17 protein-coding genes and 1 riboswitch are annotated in these 23044 nt (G+C 36.7%); of the genes, 14 read left to right on the plus strand and 3 right to left on the minus strand.

Annotated elements, in window-relative coordinates; all coding sequences use genetic code 11:
• The first annotated feature begins 7 nt into the window (after positions 1–7).
• From GHD00_RS13855 to solA, 3 genes are all read left to right on the plus strand, one after another.
• Positions 8–1570 (plus strand): helix-turn-helix domain-containing protein, encoded by a 1563-nt coding sequence (locus GHD00_RS13855; protein ID WP_163538749.1) that lies wholly within the window; start codon positions 8–10, stop codon positions 1568–1570.
• Positions 1571–1890: 320 nt separating this feature from the next.
• Positions 1891–3294 carry a sugar porter family MFS transporter gene (locus GHD00_RS13860; RefSeq protein ID WP_163538750.1) on the plus strand — a complete coding sequence of 468 codons (1404 nt, stop codon included), beginning with the start codon at positions 1891–1893 and terminating at the stop codon, positions 3292–3294.
• Positions 3295–3448: 154 nt separating this feature from the next.
• A complete protein-coding gene (gene solA, locus GHD00_RS13865; protein ID WP_163538751.1) occupies positions 3449–4579 on the plus strand; it encodes an N-methyl-L-tryptophan oxidase in 1131 nt (376 codons plus the stop codon).
• Positions 4580–4689: 110 nt separating this feature from the next.
• Here the strand turns inward: solA and GHD00_RS13870 are convergent, their stop codons facing one another.
• Positions 4690–6027, minus strand: a complete 1338-nt coding sequence (locus tag GHD00_RS13870; protein WP_163538752.1) for an MATE family efflux transporter — start codon at positions 6025–6027, stop codon at positions 4690–4692.
• Between the two features lie 274 nt (positions 6028–6301).
• Between GHD00_RS13870 and GHD00_RS13875 the strand changes: the two genes are divergently transcribed.
• From GHD00_RS13875 to GHD00_RS13900, 5 genes are all read left to right on the plus strand, one after another.
• On the plus strand, positions 6302–7561 hold the full coding sequence (locus GHD00_RS13875; protein ID WP_163538781.1) for a sugar ABC transporter substrate-binding protein: 1260 nt from the start codon (positions 6302–6304) through the stop codon (positions 7559–7561).
• A 75-nt stretch (positions 7562–7636) separates the two neighbouring features.
• Complete coding sequence (locus GHD00_RS13880) at positions 7637–8917, plus strand: sugar ABC transporter permease (RefSeq protein WP_163538753.1); 1281 nt, start codon at positions 7637–7639, stop codon at positions 8915–8917.
• On the plus strand, positions 8917–9759 hold the full coding sequence (locus tag GHD00_RS13885) for a sugar ABC transporter permease (protein WP_163538754.1): 843 nt from the start codon (positions 8917–8919) through the stop codon (positions 9757–9759). The genes GHD00_RS13880 and GHD00_RS13885 overlap by 1 nt, the downstream gene beginning before the upstream one ends.
• 34 nt (positions 9760–9793) lie before the next feature.
• Complete coding sequence (locus GHD00_RS13890; protein ID WP_163538755.1) at positions 9794–11536, plus strand: glycoside hydrolase family 13 protein; 1743 nt, start codon at positions 9794–9796, stop codon at positions 11534–11536.
• A 354-nt stretch (positions 11537–11890) separates the two neighbouring features.
• A complete protein-coding gene (locus GHD00_RS13900; protein WP_163538756.1) occupies positions 11891–12367 on the plus strand; it encodes a metal-dependent hydrolase in 477 nt (158 codons plus the stop codon).
• Between the two features lie 104 nt (positions 12368–12471).
• Here GHD00_RS13900 and thiC read toward each other — a convergent pair whose 3' ends face one another.
• Complete coding sequence (gene thiC, locus GHD00_RS13905) at positions 12472–14256, minus strand: phosphomethylpyrimidine synthase ThiC (protein ID WP_163538757.1); 1785 nt, start codon at positions 14254–14256, stop codon at positions 12472–12474.
• A gap of 135 nt (positions 14257–14391) precedes the next feature.
• A riboswitch (TPP riboswitch) is annotated at positions 14392–14506 on the minus strand.
• A gap of 150 nt (positions 14507–14656) precedes the next feature.
• Here thiC and GHD00_RS13910 point away from each other — a divergent pair.
• Together GHD00_RS13910 and GHD00_RS13915 are read left to right on the plus strand one after the other, a co-directional pair.
• The gene (locus tag GHD00_RS13910) at positions 14657–15184 is read left to right on the plus strand and encodes an NfeD family membrane protein (RefSeq protein ID WP_163538758.1); all 528 of its coding nucleotides are present in this window, start codon (positions 14657–14659) and stop codon (positions 15182–15184) included.
• A gap of 18 nt (positions 15185–15202) precedes the next feature.
• Positions 15203–16651 carry a flotillin family protein gene (locus GHD00_RS13915; protein ID WP_163538759.1) on the plus strand — a complete coding sequence of 483 codons (1449 nt, stop codon included), beginning with the start codon at positions 15203–15205 and terminating at the stop codon, positions 16649–16651.
• A 253-nt stretch (positions 16652–16904) separates the two neighbouring features.
• Here GHD00_RS13915 and GHD00_RS13920 read toward each other — a convergent pair whose 3' ends face one another.
• Positions 16905–17894, minus strand: coding sequence for a LacI family DNA-binding transcriptional regulator (locus GHD00_RS13920; RefSeq protein ID WP_163538760.1), 990 nt, complete (start codon positions 17892–17894; stop codon positions 16905–16907).
• Positions 17895–18175: 281 nt separating this feature from the next.
• On the opposite strand from GHD00_RS13920, the gene GHD00_RS13925 reads away from it, so the two are divergent.
• The 4 genes from GHD00_RS13925 (at position 18176) to GHD00_RS13940 (ending at position 23014) form a co-directional block, all read left to right on the plus strand.
• Positions 18176–19474, plus strand: coding sequence for an ABC transporter substrate-binding protein (locus GHD00_RS13925; protein ID WP_163538761.1), 1299 nt, complete (start codon positions 18176–18178; stop codon positions 19472–19474).
• A 165-nt stretch (positions 19475–19639) separates the two neighbouring features.
• Positions 19640–20500, plus strand: a complete 861-nt coding sequence (locus tag GHD00_RS13930; RefSeq protein ID WP_163538762.1) for a carbohydrate ABC transporter permease — start codon at positions 19640–19642, stop codon at positions 20498–20500.
• Entirely contained in the window at positions 20500–21318 is an 819-nt protein-coding gene (locus GHD00_RS13935) for a carbohydrate ABC transporter permease (protein ID WP_163538763.1), read from the plus strand. Before GHD00_RS13930 ends, GHD00_RS13935 begins: the two co-directional genes overlap by 1 nt.
• A gap of 28 nt (positions 21319–21346) precedes the next feature.
• A complete protein-coding gene (locus tag GHD00_RS13940; RefSeq protein ID WP_163538764.1) occupies positions 21347–23014 on the plus strand; it encodes a glycoside hydrolase family 13 protein in 1668 nt (555 codons plus the stop codon).
• Positions 23015–23044 lie beyond the last annotated feature (30 nt).

Here is a 23044-nt window from a genome sequence, read left to right on the forward strand (position 1 = left end):
CCTTATCATGATAAAAGTCATGCTTGTCGATGATGAATCGATTGAACGTGAGGGCATTCGAATGATATTAAGCAGGAATCGCTCTCATTTTGACATTGTAGCAGAAGCGCAAAATGGGAAAGAGGCTGTTGACTGCGCTTTGTCAGAAAAACCAGATATTATTTTTATGGATATCAAAATGCCAGAATTTGACGGTTTAGTGGCGATTGAAAAGATACTGTCTCATCTCCCTAACACAAAATGTATTATGGTATCTGCTTTTGACATGTTCCAATATGCTCAAAAAGCGATGAAATTTGGAGTGAAAGAGTATTTATTAAAACCAAGTAAAGTGTCAGAAGTCTTAGAAGCTTATGACAGAATGGCAGATGAAGTAGAAAAGGAAAGACAACAAGTACAAGATAAGGTGAATATAAAGCATCGTTTAGAACGAGCAAGCTCCTTAATAGAAATGGAGTTCATTGTATCCCTTATGATGGATTATGTGCATGAATTCAGTAGAGAGGATTGGAAGGAATGGTTGAATCTTGATGAAACGAAAGGGTTTGTAGTGGTTTTTTCCTTTCATTCCGATCAAATGAGACCTGATCGCAATCAAAAAAGTGAGTGGTATAGAGTATTAAAACAATCACTAGAACAGCAAGAGCATTCCTGCTTCATCGGTCCTTTAACAGGTTTCCAAGTCCCAGTATTTGTGAAATGCTTGCATGAAAATGTGGAAGCAGGGCAAAGAGACGAATTTGCACGGAACGTGATTCATGATGCCCAGCGTAATTTGCGAGAATGTAAGCTTTTTGTAGGTGTTGGAGCAACGGTAACGGATTTAGCACAATTCTCACGTTCTTATGAAGAAGCAGTCTATGCCTTGGAATTAGTGCAAAGTCATCCGAGTGCCGCCTATTTAACCTATGACTCTAAATTAGAAGATAAAAGAAAAGAGCTTTTACCTTTTGAAAAAGAAAAGGCTTTGTTAGAGGCAATTAAGCAAGGGGATGTACAAACAGGGCTGCAGGCTTTTGAGTCTTATTTTCAATGGATTCAAAAAAATGCGGATTATCAAATAAGACTTGTAAAAAAAGCAGTAGAAAATTTCTTTATTGTGCTAACACGAGTGACAAAGGAATTGGGCTTTGATCATGATCTAGAGATGAGTGTTGCGTGCTTTGAGACAACCACACAAGTAAAAGAAGCTGCGAAAGCACATTTGTTATCCGTGCTAAAGCAATTGGATACCTGGAGATCAAAAGGAGTTCAAGGGTTACTGATTAATGCGAAAGAATATATCGAAAGTTATTACCATACTGCGATAACTTTGGAAGAGGTAGCGGAAAAAGTTGGTTTGAGCTCTTATTACTTAAGCAAACTGTTTAAGGAGCACTTTCAAGTAACTTTTGTCGAATATTTAACAAACGTTCGAATAGATAAGGCTAAAGCATTTTTATTGAATGGCAGCACACCATTGAAAGAAATTGCACTAAATATTGGCTATAAAGACCCTAACTATTTTAGTCGAGTGTTTAAAAAAGAAACAGGCTTAAGCCCAAGTGAATACAGGATGAAATATCAGTAACAACGACCTTAATAGGTCGTTTTTTTATGCTAGATTATCGAGTGACCGATAAATGTGAAAAACTGACCGATAAATCGATAAAAGTGACCGGTAATCTTTTATTTTTAGCCAAGAAAAAATGTAACCCCTTAACAAGATTGTCTAGTACTTCGCAAAAAAGTGAAGATGAATGTGCTCTTATGAAAGTGTATACATGATAAATTGAATACAGCTGAAAATTACAAGCGCTTTAACAAATGATGAAAGCGTATAAGGAAAGTGTTTGCAACTTTTGCTTTAAACGGAAGCTATATCAAATTCAACATAATGGGGGTTATATCATGGAAAAGAAACATTCATTTTGGTATGTCATATTAATTGCAGCATCTGCTGGAATGGCCGGGCTTTTATACGGGTTTGATACAGCGGTTATTTCAGGAGCTATTGGTTATTTACAGGAATTATACAATTTAAGCCCTGCAATGGAAGGATGGGTTATTTCTTGTGTCATGATTGGTGGTGTCACAGGTGTTGCACTATCAGGATTTCTAAGTGATAAATATGGTCGTAAAAAGTTGTTAATGGTTTCTGCTATATTCTTTATTATTTCCGCGTTGGGGTCTGCCTTTGCAATTGATGTTACCACATTAGTACTTGCCAGAATTCTTGGCGGATTAGGGATTGGTTTTGCGTCTGCATTATCGGTTACGTATATAAGTGAGTGTGCGCCTCCTGCGATCCGTGGTAGATTAGGTTCTTTATATCAACTTTTCACCATCTTTGGTATTTGTGCAACCTTCTATATTAATTATGGTGTAGCAAATAGTGGGACGTATGAATGGGGACTTGAACTAGGATGGCGTTGGATGCTAGGTTATGGAACCATTCCAGGCGTTATCTTTTTATTCTTATTATTCTTTATACCAGAAAGTCCGAGATATTTAATTCAAAAAGGAAAAGATCAAGAAGCATATCAAATATTAAAGCGCATTAATGGTGCAGAAATAGCGAAAAAAGAAGAAAAAGATATTAAAGCATCGATTAAAGTAGAAAAGAGCAGCTCTGTTAAGGAGTTAGTAAAACCAGGTTTAAGAATGGCGATGGGTGTTGGGATTTTCCTTGCCTTGTTTAACCAAGTGATTGGTATGAATGCGGTGACATATTATGGCCCAGATATTTTCCGCAGTGTAGGTTTTGAAAATAATACAGAGTTCTTAGCAACAAGTATTATCGGTAGTGTACAAGTCGTTTTCACGATCATCGCGATCTTTTTAATTGATAAATTAGGCAGAAAGAAATTAATGGCAATTGGTTCCAGCTTAATGGCAGTTTTTATGCTGTTAATCGGAAGCGTATTCCATTTTGAACCTGCTAATGCAGGGGTCTTACTAATTATTTTAATTGCAGGATTTACGGCATCCTTTTGTGTGTCTATGGGGCCTATTCCTTGGATTATGATTCCAGAAATATTCCCGAATCACCTGCGTGCAAAGGCGGTAGGTATTGCTACCATTTTCTTATGGGGAGCAAATTGGGCAATTGGTCAATTTACGCCTGTACTGATTAATAACATGGGCAGCACTTTTACATTCTGGATGTTCGCAGTGATTAACGTGATTTGCTTTACCTTTGTCATGACGATTGTACCGGAAACGAAAAATAAATCTTTAGAAGAAATCGCAAAGATTTGGAAAAGCAAGAAACAAAGACAAAAAGAAGATGAAGTGCACGAAGAATTGGCATAATCGTAAACCCACTGGATAGTGATCTGTTCAGTGGGTTTTGTATGCTTTATAAGATTTTGGTATTAAATAAATGATTGAATTTTGCAAACTATGCATGTATGATTCTAGTTAATCTGATGAAGATCAAGGTAGTCGGAACAAAGGGGGTAATGAAATGGACTACGAAGTGATTATCGTTGGTGCTGGCTCTATGGGAATGGCAGCTGGTTACTATTTAGCTAAACAAGGAAAAAGTGTTTTATTAATAGATGCTGGTGATCCACCGCATACAGATGGCTCGCATCACGGTGAAACAAGAATTATTCGGCATGCCTATGGAGAAGGGGAAGCCTATGTTGATATGGCGCTAAGAGCACAAGCTTTATGGGAAGAATTACATGACTTATCAGATGAAGAGATTTTTATTCCAACAGGCGTTTTGAATATTGGACAGTCACACTCCGTATTTATGCAAAATGTCATCAAAAGCGCCAAAAACTATTCACTAAACGTGGAAAAACTATCAGCAGATGAAATCAATCAGAGATGGAATGGATTTCATTTACCAGATAGTTACATGGGATGCTTTGAAAAAGATTCGGGTGTTTTATTAAGCGAGAATGTGGTTAGCACGTATAAAAAAGAAGCATGTAGGCATGGAGCGGTAATGAAAGTGGATTCGGCAGTACGATCTATTTCTATTTTGGATAACCGTGTAGAAGTAGGTGTAGGAAAAGAAAGCTTTACTGCTAATTTCTTAATTTTAACTCCAGGTGCTGGTACTAGGCAGATTCTTTCCCTTATTGATTTAGAGTTGCCTTTGCAAGAAGTGAGGAAAACTTTCTCCTGGTTTGAAGCGGATGAATGTACCTATCATTCTCGTAATTTCCCTGCTTTTTCTTTTGTATTACCTGATGAAACCTATTATGGGTTTCCTAGTGTACACGAAGCAGGTGTGAAAATGGGACGGCATGATGGTGGCCAGTTAAGAGATATGAGAAAACCTCCAGAGACATTTGGGTCTTATGATGAAGACTGGCGGGATGTAATAAACCTTGCTAGACAATTTATGCCACAAGTTGGGCAGCATAAAATCGGTAAAGTTTGTACATACACTAATACACCTGATGGGGATTTTATTATTGATAGACACCCTAACCATGATCATGTGGTGATTGCAACTGGATTTTCTGGTCATGGCTTTAAATTCAGCAGCGTGGTGGGAGAGATGCTTAGTCAATTAGTTACAGGAGATGGACAACCTGCGTTCGACATCAGTCCGTTCTCCCTGAAAAGATTTGAATAAAAATGAAGAACGAATAGTAACGTATAAAAGCAATAGATCCAATTGTATTACATAAGGGGAATTCGATATCGCTCCCGGAGTTCCTCTTTTTCCATGATGGACGTCTCTCTTTATTTCTTTTGAGAAATAAGATTCATGTGTTGCCAACGTCTCGATCTCCATCTTAAAAGCATTATAACACCACGAATCCATTCATCAGCGATCATAGCAAACCATACACCAACTAAACCAAACTCCAGTTCAATCCCTAAAATATAGGTTAATAGAACGCTAATTCCCCACATAGATAAAACCCCTGTATAAACTGGGAATCTTACATCTCCTGCTGCACGAAGTGAATGAATAACTACAATGTTTAAGGAACGGCCAGGTTCTAATAGAATGGTCAGAAGCAATAACATTCCACCCATCGAAACAATCTTTTCGTTTGTTGTAAAAATTTGAAAGAGAAAGTCTGAAAAAATAGTGAAAATAACCGTGATAGTAAGTGATATATAGATCGCAATCTTTAAACTGCGTAAACAACGATAATAGGCTTTTTCTCTCTCTTTTGCTCCAACCAAGTGGCTGACCAATATTTGGGTGCCTTGACTGATGGCAATGGTAAATAGAAAAATAAACATACTAATATTTTGAGTATATATTTTTGTAGTTATTGCTTCAGTTCCTAGCATGGTAATAAAATAGGTAATGGCCATTTGTGAACCGTTATAGGCAAGCTGTTCCCCAGCAGATGGGATGCCAATAAAAAGCAATTTCTTTAAATGATTTCTATATTGTTTACCTAGTGTAAGTGTATGGTCGATTCGTTTTAGTAGACCGAGTAATAACGCTATCACTCCTATACCTCTACTGACGGCTGTCGAGATAGCTACCCCTTCTACTCCTAATACAGGGAAGCCAAATGGGCCAAAAATGAACAGGTAGTTCCCGATGACGTTAATGATATTCATACCTAGCGTGATATACATAGCATCCTTGGTAAAGCCGTAGCTACGTATAGTTGCCCCGATTGTCATGATAATAGATTGTAAAAAAAGAAAGGAGCCGACCATTCTCAGGTAGAATTTGGCGGAGTCCAGTACATCAGCTGATAAATTCATCATGGATAAAATAGGATGTGAGAAAAATAAAAATAAAACGCTTACCACCAAACCAAAAATGAAATTGGCTATTAAGGAGATGGTTACCACTTCAATGGCCGCTTTTTCATTAGAAGCCCCTAGGTATTGGGCAATGATAATACTAGTACCAAGGGAGACAAATCCAAACATCACAATAATGACGGATAAAATTTGGTTAGATACTCCAACAGCAGCAACAGCATGATCTGCATATTGACTAAGCATTAGGGTGTCCGCATTTCCCATTAACATATGTAAGGAAATTTCAATAAAAATAGGCCAAGTGAGAGCAAATAATGTAAGTTTTTTTCTTTGCCTATCCATAGACTCACCTCAAGTTGACATAGTAAATGCTTTATTAAAGGTACATCCTTGCCATTTAAAAGTCAAACGTTTGCACAAGAATATAAGGTTTTACTTGTAAAATTTTATATAATTAAAAAAACAAAGAAAAAAAGTATTGAATTATGTAGATATTAGTCTTATAATAAAAATCACAACAAATGCAATCGTTTTCCTTATAAGTTAGTAGTTGTTATTTTTTGTGGATTTAGTGCAAACGATTGCTTCATTTTTTAAAAAAGGGGAGGAAACAATGATGTTCAAAAAGTCTATTTTATCTATGATATTTTCAGCCATGTTATTCGTAACCTTAGCAGCTTGCGGGCCAGACCGTGAAACAGAACAGACAGAAAACAATGCAGAAGGGGAAGGTTCTGAAAAGCCAGAAACACTCACGGTTTGGGTTAATGATGACGAATCGCAAATTGATGCTTACGAGGAAATTACGGCTAGATACACAGAAGAAACAGGGATTGAAGTAGAATTAGTTAGTTTTTCTATGCTAGATCAAACGGAAGCGATCTCATTGGATGGTCCATCTGGAAATGGTCCTGATTTATTTTATCAACCGCATGATCGATTAGGGGATATATACTTACAAGGTTTAGCAGCAAGCCTTGAGCTTACAGATGAACAATTAGAAGGCTATACAGAAGGTGCTTTGGAGGCGTTCACCTATGAAGGAGAATTACTAGGATTGCCTGCTGTAACAGAAACTTATAGCCTATTATACAATACAAATTTAGTATTAGAAGCGCCTGAGACAATGGAAGATCTTATAGGCATCGCAGAGGATCTAACAAATCCTAGTAATGATGAATACGGATTTCTTATGGAAGCAAATAACTTTTATTTTACGTATCCGTTTTTGACTGCAACTGGTGGTTATGTGTTTGGAACCAATGAAGAGGGCGTTGTGCAACCTGATGACATTGGTTTAGCTTCAGGTGAAGTGGTAGAGGGTGCGAAAGCTATTCAATCTTGGTATGAAAATGAATACATTCCAGAAGGTCTAAATGCAGACATTCTAAATGGATTGTTTGTAGACGGAAAAGTGGGAGTAGCTATTAATGGGCCTTGGGCAATCCCAGATTATAAAGAGGCTTTGGGAGATAAGCTAGCAACAGCTCCATTGCCAACAAAAGATGGAGAGCCTTTAAATTCTTTTGCTGGTGTGAAAGGATGGCTTGTTTCTGAATTTACCGATTATAAGCAAGAGGCAACAGATTTAGCACTGTTTATGACAAATGCAGACAGCTCTTTAACATACTTTGAAACAGCTGGCGAATTACCTGCTCGTACAGATGTGGAAATTGACGATGAATTACGTGCTAGCTTCTTAGAACAAGCACAATATGCAGAGGCAATGCCAAGTATTCCCGAAATGTCTCAAGTTTGGGAGCCAATGGGGGATGCGCTGAACTTTATTAGTCAGGGTGATGATCCTAAAGAAGTATTAGAAGAAGCGGTAGCGCAAATCGAAGAAGAGATTGCATTACAGCAATCGGGTCAATAGATTAGTAGATCTGGTGGAAAGTGCCAAGTGTCGTATGCACTTTTCATCCTTATCTTTTAATAGGAGGTAGCTATTATGACTGGGAAAACAGAGCAACACAACTCGAGATTAGCCGCATTTCTCTCGATTATTCCAGGTTTAGGACAAGCTTATAATCGTAGATATGTAAAAGGGTTTATATTTATAGCTATATTTATAGCTTTTTTGATTACATGCAGCCGTTTTATCAATATAGGGATTTGGGGGCTTTTTACCTTAGGAGAGATACCAGGTCTAGATGACTCGCGTGTGTTATTGTCGCAGGGTATCATATCTATTATATTGCTTGGATTTGCGCTCACTTTTTATATAGCTAATATTGTCGATGCGTATAAAGACGCGCAAAAAATCAAGGAAGGCTGGAAAGTACCCGGTATTCGCGAAGGGTTTCAAAATGCATGGGATAAAGGATTTCCTTATTTACTAGTCAGTCCTGGGTTATTTTTATTGATTTTCGTTGTGGCTTTTCCGCTTATGTTTATGGGATTTCTCGCATTTACGGACTATAATTTATACAATGCACCACCCAAAAATCTATTAAGTTGGGTAGGTTTTGAAAATTTCATTTCATTAGTGACGGTACCTATATGGAGAGATACATTTTTTAGTGTATTAATTTGGACATTAATCTGGACATTTGTGGCGACTACATTGCAGATTGCCTTAGCCTTTTTTCTAGCGTTACTTGTCAACGATCCAAGAATTAAATGGAAAAAGTTCATTCGCACGGTTTTGATATTGCCATGGGCAGTCCCGGGATTTGTCACGATCCTAATTTTTGCAGCTCTTTTTAACGATAATTTCGGTGCGATCAACCGTGACATTCTAACTCCGCTATTAGGTTCTGGCCTTCCGTGGATGACAGATCCTTTCTTTTCAAAGATAGCGTTAATTATGATTCAAGTTTGGCTAGGCTTTCCATTTGTATTTGCCTTATTTACAGGCGTTCTACAAAGTATTTCAGCTGACTGGTATGAAGCTGCAGATATTGATGGTGCATCACGTATTCAAAAATTTACCAACATTACCTTTCCGCACGTGATGTTTGCAACAGCACCACTATTGATTATGCAGTATTCATTTAACTTTAATAACTTTAATATCATTTATCTATTTAATCAAGGAGGACCAGCTGTACGCGGTCAAAATGCTGGTGGTACAGATATCTTGATCTCTTGGGTATATGGTTTAACTTTTGAGTCACAGAATTATAATATGGCGGCAGCTATATCCATTATCATTGGGTTTATTGTTGCTGGAACTGCTTTTTTCCAATTCCGTCGTACACGTTCGTTTAAAGAGGAGGGGAATATTTAATGTCACGTAAAATGAAGAATACACTTGAAGTAACCGGTATTTACTTGTTTATTGGGATTATGTTTGTGGTGATTGCCTACCCACTGATTTGGACACTCGGCCTTTCGTTGAATCCATCATCTAGTCTATATAGTGCGAGCATTATTCCAGAAAATTGGTCGTTCACTCACTATAAATGGTTATTCTTCGATCCGAGAAGTGATTATTTGTTATGGTATAAAAATACTTTAATTGTGGCAACAGCCACTTCATTCTTCTCTGTATTGTTTGTGTCATTGACAGCATATGCATTTTCACGATATCGATTTGCAGGTCGAAAGAATGGGTTGTATGCTTTCTTAGTGTTGCAAATGTTCCCTGTACTCATGGCGATGGTAGCTCTTTATATTCTATTAAATACAGTAGGTCTTTTAGATTCGTTAGTAGGTTTAATTATCGTTTATGTAGGGGGAGCTATCCCTATGAACGCTTTCCTTGTAAAAGGGTATTTTGATACAATCCCGCGTGAATTGGATGAGTCGGCAAGAATTGACGGAGCAGGACACTTCCGAATTCTTTTTACAATCATGTTACCGTTAGCGAAGCCTATTTTAGCAGTAGTAGCATTATTTAATTTCATGGCTCCTTTTATGGACTTTATTTTGCCTAGGATCATTTTAAGAAGCTCTGAAAATTACACATTAGCACTTGGGTTATTTAATTTTGTGAATGATCAATTTGCTAATAACTTTACTCGATTTGCGGCAGGGGCGATTTTGATTGCGTTACCTATTGCCACGATTTTCTTATTATTACAACGTTACCTTGTTTCTGGTTTAACAGCAGGTGCGACTAAAGGTTAAAAATGTTATCTATTTATACTGGGAGGACTAAATGATGCAAAAAGAAGCAATCTATCACCGTCCAAAGAATCACTTTGCTTATGCAAGAGATGAGCAAACCATTCATATAAGGTTACAAACGAAAAAAAATGATGTAAAAAACGTAAATGTCCATTGCAGAGATCCATTTGCATGGAATGGTGTAGGCTGGGATAATGTTGTCATTTCTATGTATAAAACAGGGTCTAATGGCCTGCATGACTTTTGGGAAGCGGAAGTAACACCTCCGAACCGAAGATTAGAATATTTTTTTGAATTAACGGATGAAAAGGAGACCTTGTATTTTACAGAACGAGGGTTTTTTAATAAAAGGAAAAATGTTACAACCAGTCAATTTAAGTTCCCATTTTTAAATCCAGCAGATATATTTCGTGCCCCGGATTGGGTGAAGGATACAATATGGTATCAAATTTTTCCTGAACGTTTTGCGAATGGCGAGTATAGCAATGACCCAGAAGGTACACTAGCATGGGGAAGCAAAGAGCCTGAGCAAGATAGTTTTTTTGGTGGGGACTTACAAGGTGTTATCAACCATTTAGATTATTTAGTCGAACTAGGGATATCAGGCATTTATTTTACTCCAATTTTTAAAGCTACCAGTAACCATAAGTATGACACAATAGATTATTATGAACTGGATCCTCAATTTGGAACCAAGGAGACTTTAAAAAAATTAGTGAAAGAATGTCATAAACGAGGCATTCGAGTGATGTTAGATGCAGTGTTTAATCATAGTGGATTTTATTTTGCGCCATTTCAGGATGTGTTAGAAAAAGGGGGATCCTCCCGATATAAAGATTGGTTTCATATTCATGAATTTCCGGTTAAAACAGAACCAATTCCTAACTACGATACTTTTGCTTTTACTTATATGATGCCAAAGCTAAACACAGAAAATGCAGAACTAAAAGAATATTTGTTAGGTGTTGCGCGTTATTGGATCGAAGAATGTAATATTGATGGCTGGCGGCTAGATGTGGCGAATGAAGTTGACCATGCTTTTTGGCGAGAATTTCGGAAGGTCGTAAAAGAAGTCAAACCAGATGCCTATATATTAGGGGAAATATGGAATGATTCTATGCCATGGTTGCAAGGGGATCAGTTCGACGCTGTCATGAACTATCCTTTTACAGATTATGCTTTAGATTATATGGCAAAAGAGACCATCGATTTACAGCGTTTTAGACAAGGTATAGAAGAATTGTTGCATATATATCCCAAAAATGTTCATGAAGCAACTTTTAATTTATTAGGAAGTCATGACACCGCTAGAGTATTGAATCAAGCAGGTGAAGACAAAGAAAAGCTGAAGTTATTATTTTTGTTCCAGCTTACGTTTTCAGGTAGTCCTTGTATTTACTATGGGGATGAAATTGGAATGACTGGCGAAAATGATCCAGACTGCCGTCGCTGTATGATATGGGAGGAAGAAAAGCAGGATAAAGAATTATTGTCTTTCGTGAAAGAACTCATTCAATTAAGAAAAAGTTCAAAGGCATTAAGCCAAGGTACCATGACATTCCAAGAACATCCTGATTTATTGGTGTATGAAAAAAGGTGGGGAGATGAGACTTTTGTAATTGCTATCAATAATCAAAATAAGACTAGTCTTTTTTCTATTGATCAAAAGGGTTATCAAGTGATATTACTGCATGGTAAAGAGGCAAATGATAAAGGACTGCAATTAGCTGATAAGGGGTTTGCGATCTTAAAAAAGAAAAAAGGAATAAAAAAATAGAGGTGAACATCCGCCTCTATTTTTTTATTCTGTCAATCCATCCGAAATGGTTTGGATATTGGATTCCATCATTTTTATATAGGTGTCCCCTGCTTCTCCAAGCGAATCTGTAAAGACTTGTTTCTACAAATAATGCGTCAATCTGTTTTTCTTGTATTACTTCTACAATCCGAGTGATGATTAGCTAACTTTTGTCGTTTATGCTTGACTCTTGCATACGCAATGATAAAAAATGGGCGGATTTCTTAAGTGATGGAAAGGGTTTAAATGATTTTATATATAGTCATGCAAGGTAAAGAATGCTATGCTCATGGAAGTGAGCAAAAATATAAAAGTTAGAAGGAGACGGAGAAGATGACAGGAAAGACACACATAATGGGCGGAATAGCTTCGACTGTTGTAGCAACTCATGTAACCAATTATGACCCTGTTATGTGTATAACAGCTGGAGCAATTGGTGGATTGATCCCTGATATTTGCCATGGAGGCAGTAAAATAGGTCGGAAGTTCCCACTCCTTTCTAAGGTAGTGAATGCATTATTTGGTCATCGAACCTTTACACATAGCTTGCTTTTTTTATTGCTGACAAAAGTGTTGTTGTCCATGTTTATTAGTAATCAATCTATCATTATGGGAGTTTTAATTGGAATGTGCAGTCATTTTATATTGGATGCCGTAACGAAAAGAGGGATTCAACTGTTTTATCCTATTAAATTAACAGTACGACTTCCGATCACGGCAAAAACAGGCGGGACGATAGAATACATGGTTCTGTTAGGGCTTATTTTTATATCTCTTTACTATGGGAAAGATTTTATATTTGGTATATAAATGAATTATGAAATGAAGTGCACTGTATAAACAACTGGAATATACTTGGACTCTTGTATATTCCAGTTGCGTTAACTTAGAGACAGCATCTTGTTTTTGAACGCCTATTGATAAATGTTACTTCCTTTTTCCTTAAACTCTTTTGCTTTTTCTTTCATTCCTTTATCAATAGCTTCTTGTGTATCGAGATTATTTTCTTTTGCATAGTTTCTTATATCTTGAGAAATTCTCATGCTGCAAAATTTAGGGCCGCACATGGAACAGAAATGAGCGGTTTTAGCTCCTTCTGCTGGTAATGTTTCATCATGATAAGCGAGCGCTCGTTCAGGATCTAAAGACAGATTAAATTGATCTCTCCAGCGAAACTCAAAACGAGCTTTAGATAGTGCATCATCACGTTTATGTGCACCTGGATGCCCTTTCGCAAGATCGGCAGCATGTGCCGCTATTTTGTAAGTAATGACTCCTTCACGCACATCATCTTTATTCGGTAAACCAAGATGTTCTTTTGGTGTTACATAACATAGCATCGCTGTTCCATACCAGCCGATCATAGCAGCCCCGATTGCTGATGTGATATGGTCATAACCAGGTGCGATATCCGTCGTAAGAGGCCCAAGTGTATAAAAAGGTGCTTCATCGCAGGCTTCTAATTGTTTGTCCATATTTTCTTTAATTAAATGCATCGGTACATGTCCAGGACCTTCCACCATCACTTGGACATCATGCTCCCAGGCTATTTTGGTTAATTCACCAAGTGTTTTTAGTTCAGCAAATTGAGCTTCGTCATTAGCATCTGCAATACAGCCTGGTCTTAAACCATCACCTAAGGAGAAGGCAATGTCATATGTCTTCATAATTTCACAAATGTCTTCAAAATGAGTATATAAAAAGCTTTCTTCATGATGGTAAAGACACCATTGTGCCATAATAGAACCGCCGCGAGAAACGATACCTGTTACCCTTTTGGCAGTAAGCGGCACGTATCTTAACAAAACACCGGCATGGATGGTAAAATAGTCGACCCCTTGTTCGGCTTGTTCGATTAAGGTATCTCGATAAACTTCCCAAGTTAAATCTTCAGCAACCCCATGTACTTTTTCTAACGCTTGATATATCGGAACGGTTCCAACTGGCACAGCCGAATTTCGGATAATCCACTCTCTTGTTGTATGAATATTTTTACCTGTCGATAAATCCATCATCGTGTCAGCTCCCCATCTTGTAGCCCATGTCATCTTCTCTACTTCGTTTTCGATGGAAGAGGAGACGGCAGAATTTCCAATATTAGCATTAATCTTAACATGAAAGTTTCTGCCTATAATCATTGGTTCGGTTTCTGGATGGTTCACATTTGCTGGGATGATGGCCCTTCCACGTGCTACTTCATCTCGAACAAACGCTGGATCTAAATTTTCTCTTATGGCGATGAACTCCATCTCAGGTGTGATTATACCTTTTTTAGCATAGTGTAATTGGGTTACATTCTTTCCTTTTCTCGCTTTAAGCGGCTTTCGTTTTAGTTCAGGAAATTCAGCTGTATTTCCTCTGGGATCATGGACATGACGATAACCGTTATCTTCTGGTTTGATTTGTCTCCCTTGATATTCTTCTACATCGCTTCTTTCATGTATCCAAGTACTTCTAATAGGCGGAAGCCCTTTTGTTAAGTCTACGTTATAATTTTTATCCGTATATGGTCCGCTTGTGTCATATACACGGAATGGTGGATTTTCTTCTTCGCCAAAACTTCCGGTTGTTGGATGCTGTTCTATTTCACGCATCGGAACTTGAATATCGGGACGTGATCCCTCCACATAAACCTTTTTGCTTCCCGAAAAACTAGACATGATGGAAATGTTTTTTTCATTTAGTGTTGATTGTGACATAAATTCGTCTCTCCTTTTTCTTTTTTAAAAATGAAAAGGACGAGATCTAGAAAAAGTTGGAGAAATATGAAGTAAAAAAGCCGCATCCGTTTAGAAACGGACCCGGCTTTATGTAGAAGTATGCAGCATAAAAAAATGCAGTCTATCTAACTTCCCCACGCTGGTATTATCCAGATCAGGTCCAAAGAGTCAAGAAACTTCCACGCGTTTCTTTCTCAGCCCAGCTTATTGGACTCCCCTAGTTAATTATTTAACTGATTACATTATATACTATTATTGGAAATTTTTAAATACCTTATTTTAGTTAAATTGAAAAAAATACTATTATTTCTATAATATTGAAACCTTTTGCTGTGTGTATCGTATATATAAGTGAAAGATCTTTAAAAAGGAGTGTGTTGTGATTGGAGTAATTGATATTTACTGGTGGCTGTTATGGGGGAGTCTCGGATTTGCACTTATCTTCCTTTTTTTAGGGAACGTGTTAGATGGTATACTAGATAGCTTGTTTGATAGCATTGGAGAATTTTTAAACCCTCTTTTGTTATTTGGTACTTTATCCGTTATTGCAGGATCGGGTGTTTTATTAACAAAATATTCTGGCTTAAATCATGTATTAGTGCTACTCGTTAGCTTATTATTTGGCATTGGTGCCTATTTTCTAATCTATTATTTCCTTGTGATTCCGATGACTAATGCGGAATCTTCCACTTCCATATCGATGTATGATTTAGAAGGGGAAGCAGGAGAGGTAATCACCACTATCCCAGCTAAAGGGATGGGGGAAGTCTTTATTAAATCTACTAATGGCAGTCGCAGTGAGACAGCCTCTAGTTTTGACCAAAAGGAGATTAAACAAGGTACGAGAATAGTTGTGGTACAAGTAAGGGACCACGTATTGTATGTTTCTGAATTAACAGATTTATAAAATGATAGGAGGAATAACATGGATTTTTTGATTGTGATTGGTGTCATTGTAGCTGTCATTGTCGCATTTGGAATTCTTTTTGCTGCACGATATAAAACCGTGGGCGCAGATGACGCTATGATTGTGACAGGTAGTTTTCTAGGAAGTAAAAATGTACATAAGACCGATGATGGCAGTGGAATTAAGATTGTCCGAGGCGGCGGTGCTTTTATTCTGCCAATTTTTCAACAAAAAGAGAATATTAGTCTTCGGTCCCACAGCCTAGACATCTCTACTCCTAATGTATATACCGAAAATGGTGTGCCTGTAATGGCAGACGGTACAGCTATTATTAAAGTGCAAAGTACGACAGAAGGTATTGCGACAGCAGGGGAGCAATTTCTAGGAAAAGATGATTCGGAGTTGCGTGGAGAAGCACAAGAAGTGCTTGAAGGCCATTTGCGAGCGATATTAGGTACCATGACAGTAGAAGAAATATATAAAAATCGTGAACGTTTTGCCCAAGAAGTCCAAACCCAAGCAGCTGTTGATTTGAAGAAGATGGGGCTGCAAATCGTTTCTTTCACGATCAAAGATGTGCAGGATGAGAATGGATATTTAGAAGCATTAGGTAAACCGCGTATTGCAGAAGTAAAAAGAGACGCACAAATAGCAGAAGCGAATGCTATGCGCGATGCTCGTATTCAAAAGGCTCAAGCAGAAAGAGAAAGTCAAGGTGCGGAATTATTAAGCGAAACCCAGATTGCAGAGTCTACGAAAGAGAAAGAATTAAAAGTAGCCTCTTATAAGCGCGAACAAGACACAGCAAAAGCAGAAGCGGATATGGCTTATAAGCTGCAAGGTGCTAAGTCAGAGCAGCAAGTAAAACAAGAAGAAATGCACGTACAGTTAGTAGAAAAGAACAAGCAAATTGAAATCGATGAAAAAGAAGTATTAAGAAAGCAACGTCAATATGAAGCAGAGATTTCAAAAAAGGCAGAAGCAGAACGTTATGCAACAGAGCAAAAAGCAGAAGCGGATAAAGTGGCACAAGTCAAAAGTGCTGAGGCAGAAGCAGCTCAAATTCGTTTAGATGGGGAAGCGGAAGCAGATGCTATTCGTCAAAAAGGTTTAGCAGAAGCGGAAGCGAAAGAGAAGCTTGCCGATGCAATGGAGAAATACGGAGAAGCTGCTATCCTAGAAATGATTATCAATATGCTTCCTGAGTTCGCAGGTAAAATTGCGGAGCCAGTTCGTTCTATTGATAAGGTAACAGTCGTAGATAACGGAAAAGGCGATAGTGATGGTGCCGCTCGTATGAGTAGTTATGTGACGAACTTAATGAGTCAACTGCCAGATACTTTAAAGGATGTATCAGGTGTAGATTTAAAAGGTATGCTTGATAATGTGGCAGCCAATAGCGAATCTAAAATAAATGACAACTTATCGGTTTCAAGAAAAGAATATTCCGAAGTAGCGGATGAATAAGAAGAGGGAGTGAGCTCCCTCTTTTTTGTACCCGTATAGGAGAGTATAAATTGTCAGCAAGGAAGCAATCTCAACGTAGTGGACAAATTTAGGAATATAGATAAGGGCAACTAGGCTGCCGCACTGCGCCATAAGGCCTGGCGGATAGCCAAGTTTTTCTTTATAATGAAGGAGGAGTATATCCGAATTACGAAAAATTCTTGTAGGGAGAATTGGAAAGAGAGGGCCCCTTTCTCTTTCTCCTATTAGATCATTAAGTAGTATCTCCTTTAATTAACTCGACATCAAACACTGTATTCTCTCTTTCGGGGAGCTCAGGACTTTCGACATGCTGAATAAGTGTAGAACATAAAGCTTTACCTATTTTGTCTATTGGCTGTGCAATCGTTGTCAACTTTGGTTGTTGTAACATTCTTGTGAAACTGTGATGATCATATCCAACAACTTTAAGTTGATCAGGCACCTTGACCCCCATTTTTGAAGCGTATACATAAAGAGTATATGCCATTATGTCATTACTGCAAAAAACTCCATCATATTTTTTTAAGTAAGGTGCAATATGTTGATCAATAAATTTCCAATTCTCTTCAAATGTAGCTTTTATATGTGCTCCCTCAATTATTTTTGCATTGATATTAGACCTTAAACAAGTTAATTGAAAGGCATCACTTCTTCTATTTGGCAGCAAATCATATTGCAAAGGCCCTGAAATATGAATGAGATTTTTACAACCTTGTTCGATTAAGTGTTTAGTAGCTTTTTCTCCGCCTAAATAATTATCACTTGCTACATAAGGAATAGAACTGGATAAGATTCTATCAAAGGTAACAATAGGCATAGAAAGGTTACGGTAAGCCTCTACATTTAAAGAGTGACTACACATGATGATACCATCTACTCTATTCTGCTTTAACATACTTATGTAATTTAGTTCTTTCTCAGAATTTTGTAAAGAGTTACAGACAAGTATCTTGTAATTTTTATCATTTGCGTAAGATTCTATCCAATTGATTAGTTCCGAAAATAGGGGATGGCTTAAGTCAGGGACTATTACCCCTATGATAGATGATTGATTTCTAAGTAATGAACGTGCGATTTCATTAGGTTGATAATTTAGTTCTTTCATTGCATTTTCGACTTTTTGTCGAGTTTCCTTACCTATATAACCTCTGTTATTCATTACTCTCGAAACAGTCGTTACAGATACTCCTGCATGTTTTGCTACATCTTTAATACTTGTCATATTACTTTTTCACCCCCATTAAAAAGCATTTTATTTTATTGTATCACGATCCCTCTTTGTTGACTTAGTAAAAGGATGCTCCTTAATAATCATATTATATATTATAAAATATATGTCAAACGTTTTCATATGTTTATTACTTAATTAATTGCTATTTAAATTAAAGTAAATAGTGGTATATCCGAAAAATATATGAAAACGATTGACATGTTTTTCGACATAATTTATAATTCACCTATGAAAACGATTCAAACATAATATATTAAGGGGTGTGACACATTATGAAAGCGATAAATCTTTATAGTAAAGGATTCATAGCCATCATTATGGCAATCTCTTTAATGGTAGGGTGTGGTTCTGCTGAGGAAGGAGAGTCCGCAAGTAATTCTGAAGATACAATAACCATTGAGATCTATCAGGGGAAAGTGGAATTTGCTGATCAATTTGAAGCCTTAGCAGAAAAATACGAGGAAAATAATCCTAATGTAGACATTAAGATTACTAGTGTAGGTGGAGGAAGTGATTACTTAGGAACATTAAAAACTCGATTCTCCTCTGGAGAAGAACCAGAGATTTTCAGTATTGCAGGTCCATCAGAAGCAGAACAGTTTGAAGATTATTTAGCAGATTTATCAGACACAGAAGCAGCTGGTTTAGCTCTTGAAGGCAGTCTTTCAAGTGTACAGGAAGGTGATGCTGTATATGGGTTGCCTTTCAACCAAGAAGGTTATGGTTTGATTTACAATAAAGATGTTTTTAAGCAAGCAGGAATCGATCCCAGAGAAATTTCGACATATGAAGACTTAGAGAGTGCAGTAGAAACATTAGATGCACAAAAAAATGAGTTAGGTATAGAAGAAGTGTTTGCATATCCAGCAAAGGAAAAATGGGTAGGCGGTAATCACTTAGCTAATGTATATTTAGCTCCTGAATTCAACAATAACGTACTTGAAGCTTATAATGCCGATACAGTTCAATTTAACAAAAGTGATGAATTGCAGAAAATGTTTGATTTACAAACGAATTACTCAATTCAGCCTGTATTGAGCTTGGACTATTCCCAACAGGTAGAAGAGTACTTCTCATTAGGGCAAGTTGCTATGATTCAACAAGGAAACTGGATATATCCTTCTGTTGAACAGATGGACGAGGATTTTGCTGCAAATAATATGGGCATTATTCCTATTCCTGTAGAAGGATATGAGGGTAAACTACCGGTTGGGATCCCAAATTATTGGGCTGTGAATAATAATAGTAATGATGATGTGATACAAGCATCAAAAGATTTCTTGGATTGGATGTATACATCAGAAACAGGAAAAGAGGCAGTTCTGTCAGACTTTAACTTTATCCCTGCATACGAGGGATATGATGCTGAGAAAATAGCAGATCCGCTATCTAAAGAAATTTATGAGTACTCTTCTAATGGAGATACAATTGGATGGGTTTTTGCAGGTTTTCCTAGTAATGCTTGGGGAGATATAGTTGGAGCCAATATGCAAAAGTATGTAGGCGGAAAAATGACATGGGAAGAATTAATACAGGATTCCATACAAAAATGGGAAGAAGGACGTAACTAAGCAGTTTGTGAAGTAAAAGAAAAGCCAACAAAAGATTTTCGTAAATCTGTTTTGTTGGCTTATTTTCTTTCACCAGAAAAATTAAAATTTTAGTTGAATGCCTATTCGACGCAGCTAAAATTTATAAGTGCAAAGTATAAAAAATGATAGCAAGGAGTGATCAAGATGAGCAACCGAGATTTATCGTTCTGGCTTTTCTTAACACCAGTATTATTAGGTTTAAGTTTAGTAGTTATTATTCCGTTTGTGTATGGTTTAGTATATTCATTTACAGACTGGGATGGATTAACAGCTAATGTTTTCTTAGGATTGGAAAACTATATTAACCTTTTTAAAGACAGTGAGTTTATAAATGCCTTATGGTTCACAATAAAATTCTCTGTTGTGTCCGTTATTTTATTAAATATCTTAGGGTTAGTGTTAGCGCTGTTAGTTACAAGAAAAATCCAATCTAGTAATTTTTTAAGAACAATATTCTTTATGCCAAACTTAATCGGTGGCTTAATATTGGGCTTTATATGGCAGTTTATTTTTATTAGCGTTTTTGATGATATAGGAAAGGCATTAGGAATTTCTGCTTTAAGTGGTTGGTTATCCACTACAAATACAGGTTTTTGGGGGCTTGTTATCCTCATGTGCTGGCAAATGGCCGGGTATATTATGATTATTTATATTGCATACTTGCAAAATATACCATCTGAACTAATAGAAGCAGCTGAAATAGATGGTGCAAATAGCTGGCAGCGATTTCGTAATATTACCTTTCCGTTAGTTGCACCTGCATTTACTATCAGTATGTTTTTAACTCTATCCAATTCATTTAAAATTTATGATCAGAACTTGTCTTTAACAGATGGCGGGCCTTTTAATTCGACACAAATGGTAGCCATGGAGATAGTAAGAACGGCATTTACTGAAAACGAAATGGCGTACGCGCAAGCAAAAGGGATTATCTTCTTCTTAATTGTAGCAATCATAGCTATTACACAAGTATATTACAATAAGAAAAGGGAGGTAGACATGTAATGAAGACCAAAAGGAAAAATATATTAATAATAGAATTGATTGGTTTAGTATTAGGTTTGCTATGGCTCTCTCCATTCTATCTCATGATTGCTAATGCATTTAAAACGAAAAGAGAGATTTTCGAAGGAGTTCTAGGTATTCCTGATAGCTTTATGATAGATAATTTTATACAAGCTTTTATAGACCTTACTTTTTTAAGGTCACTATTTAATTCCGTGTTAATTACAGGTTTAAGTGTTGCGGTTATAATCATCTTTTCTTCAATGGCTGGTTATGCACTAGCAAGGAATAAAAGCAAGCTTAGTGGTGTTTTGCTTCTCATATTTGTATCAGCGATGTTAATTCCATTTCAATCGGTGATGATACCGCTTGTATCACTTTTTGGTAAAGTTGAAATGTTAAACCATGCTGGTTTGATTTTTATGTATTTAGGTTTTGGATGTAGTTTATCTATCTTTTTGTATCACGGTGCTATGACAGGGATTTCTAAAAGTTTAGATGAAGCTGCAATCATAGATGGTGCAAACAAATTACAAACATTCTGGTACATTATTTTTCCTTTATTAAAACCGATATCCGTTACCGTAGCAATTCTAAATGTCATTTGGATTTGGAATGATTATCTATTGCCATCATTGGTATTGAGCGAATCTAACGCAACGATTCCTTTAAAAATGTTCTTTTTCTTTGGACAATATACCAAACAATGGCACTTAGCACTGGCGGGTTTAACACTTGCAGTTATTCCAGTAATTGTTGGTTATTTCTTTGCACAAAAACAAATTATTGAAGGTGTATCAGACGGAGCTGTTAAATAAAAAATAAAAGGTTTAGGAGTAGATATAAATGCGTAGAGTATGGTGGAAGGAAGCTGTAGCTTATCAAATTTATCCTCGCAGTTTTTATGATTCAAACGGAGACGGTATAGGGGATCTACAAGGTGTAATTCAGAAATTAGACTACGTAAAAGGTTTGGGCATCGATGTTATTTGGATATGTCCTGTATATGATTCACCTAATGATGATAATGGTTATGATATTAGTAATTATAAAGGAATTATGTCAGAATTCGGAACAATGTCAGATTTAGATCAACTACTAGAGGAAGTTCATCAACGGGGTATGAAATTAATTATGGATTTAGTCATCAATCATACATCTGATGAGCATCCATGGTTTATTGAATCGAAATCTTCAAAGAATAATGCTTATCGAGACTTTTATATTTGGCATGAAGGAAAAGATGGGAAGGAGCCAAATAATTGGGAGTCGATATTTGGCGGATCTGCATGGCAATGGGATGAAGAAACAGAAGAATATTATATGCATGTCTTTTCTAAAAAACAACCAGATTTAAATTGGGAGAATAAGGAAGTTCGAAAAGAATTGTATAAAATGATTAACTGGTGGCTAGACAAGGGAATCGATGGGTTTAGAATTGATGCCATTTCGCATATCAAAAAAGAAAAAGGATTTCCTGATTTGCCTAATCCAAATGATAAAAAATATGTTCCTTCATTAGATGGTCATATGAATCGTCCAGGTATTGATGAATTTTTGAAAGAATTAACGAAAGAAACATTTAGTCATTATGACATCATGACTGTTGGAGAGGCGAATGGTGTTACCATACAAGAAGCAGAAGATTGGGTTGGAGAAGAAAATGGTTACTTTGATATGATTTTCCAATTTGAACACCTTGACCTTTGGGGGAAAGGAACTACTGATACATTAGATATTCATGCTTTAAAGGAAACTTTATCTAAATGGCAAGAAGGGTTGGATGGTATCGGTTGGAATGCCTTATTCTTAGAAAATCATGATTTACCTAGGTCTGTTTCGACATGGGGAGATGGAGAAAAATACCATGAAGAGTTAGCGAAATGTTTGGCTACTCTTTATTTTAATATGCAAGGTACCCCTTTTATTTATCAAGGCCAAGAAATCGGTATGACCAATGTCCAGTTTCATTCAATCAATGATTATAATGATGTGGCCATCCACAATTTATATAATGAAGAAATAGAGGAAGGTAAAAGTCATGAGGAAGTAATGAATGTGATTTGGAAAACTGGCCGCGATAATTCTAGAACTCCAATGCAATGGAATGAAGAGTTGCAGGCTGGCTTCACAACTGGTGAGCCATGGTTAAAAGTTAATCCGAATTATAAAGAAATAAATGTGGAAAAATCTCTAAAAGATCCAGACTCCATATATCATTACTATAAAAAATTAATCGAGTTGAGAAAAGAAAATGACACGCTTGTCTATGGGGATTACAAACTAATACTTGAAGAACACGGCCAAGTATTTGCATATACACGCACATTTAACAAGGAAACCATCGTAATTTTTGCAAATTTATTTCCGACATTAACAAAAGTTAACTTACCAAAACATTTACTGCAAAAAAAGGGTGAATTGTTAGTAAACAATTACTCTGTAAATATATCTGATTTACCATCGATTTTTCATTTAAAACCATATGAAGCGAGAGTTTACAAATTAAAATAGTATTTTAATGTTCATATAGTATGGGAGTGG

This window comes from Gracilibacillus sp. YIM 98692, assembly GCF_010993965.1.
GTDB lineage: Bacteria > Bacillota > Bacilli > Bacillales > Amphibacillaceae > Gracilibacillus.

Bases quoted from the DNA above. Each gene is read 5' to 3' on its own strand.
- GHD00_RS13870 (WP_163538752.1), bottom strand. From the start codon at position 6,027: ATGGATAGGCAAAGAAAAAAACTTACATTATTTGCTCTCACTTGGCCT.
- GHD00_RS13925 (WP_163538761.1), top strand. From the start codon at position 18,176: ATGAAAGCGATAAATCTTTATAGTAAAGGATTCATAGCCATCATTATG.
- GHD00_RS13890 (WP_163538755.1), top strand. From the start codon at position 9,794: ATGCAAAAAGAAGCAATCTATCACCGTCCAAAGAATCACTTTGCTTAT.
- GHD00_RS13930 (WP_163538762.1), top strand. From the start codon at position 19,640: ATGAGCAACCGAGATTTATCGTTCTGGCTTTTCTTAACACCAGTATTA.
- GHD00_RS13885 (WP_163538754.1), top strand. From the start codon at position 8,917: ATGTCACGTAAAATGAAGAATACACTTGAAGTAACCGGTATTTACTTG.
- GHD00_RS13875 (WP_163538781.1), top strand. From the start codon at position 6,302: ATGTTCAAAAAGTCTATTTTATCTATGATATTTTCAGCCATGTTATTC.
- GHD00_RS13855 (WP_163538749.1), top strand. From the start codon at position 8: ATGATAAAAGTCATGCTTGTCGATGATGAATCGATTGAACGTGAGGGC.
- GHD00_RS13920 (WP_163538760.1), bottom strand. From the start codon at position 17,894: ATGACAAGTATTAAAGATGTAGCAAAACATGCAGGAGTATCTGTAACG.
- GHD00_RS13940 (WP_163538764.1), top strand. From the start codon at position 21,347: ATGCGTAGAGTATGGTGGAAGGAAGCTGTAGCTTATCAAATTTATCCT.
- GHD00_RS13860 (WP_163538750.1), top strand. From the start codon at position 1,891: ATGGAAAAGAAACATTCATTTTGGTATGTCATATTAATTGCAGCATCT.
- GHD00_RS13880 (WP_163538753.1), top strand. From the start codon at position 7,637: ATGACTGGGAAAACAGAGCAACACAACTCGAGATTAGCCGCATTTCTC.
- thiC (WP_163538757.1), bottom strand. From the start codon at position 14,256: ATGTCACAATCAACACTAAATGAAAAAAACATTTCCATCATGTCTAGT.
- GHD00_RS13900 (WP_163538756.1), top strand. From the start codon at position 11,891: ATGACAGGAAAGACACACATAATGGGCGGAATAGCTTCGACTGTTGTA.
- GHD00_RS13935 (WP_163538763.1), top strand. From the start codon at position 20,500: ATGAAGACCAAAAGGAAAAATATATTAATAATAGAATTGATTGGTTTA.
- solA (WP_163538751.1), top strand. From the start codon at position 3,449: ATGGACTACGAAGTGATTATCGTTGGTGCTGGCTCTATGGGAATGGCA.
- GHD00_RS13915 (WP_163538759.1), top strand. From the start codon at position 15,203: ATGGATTTTTTGATTGTGATTGGTGTCATTGTAGCTGTCATTGTCGCA.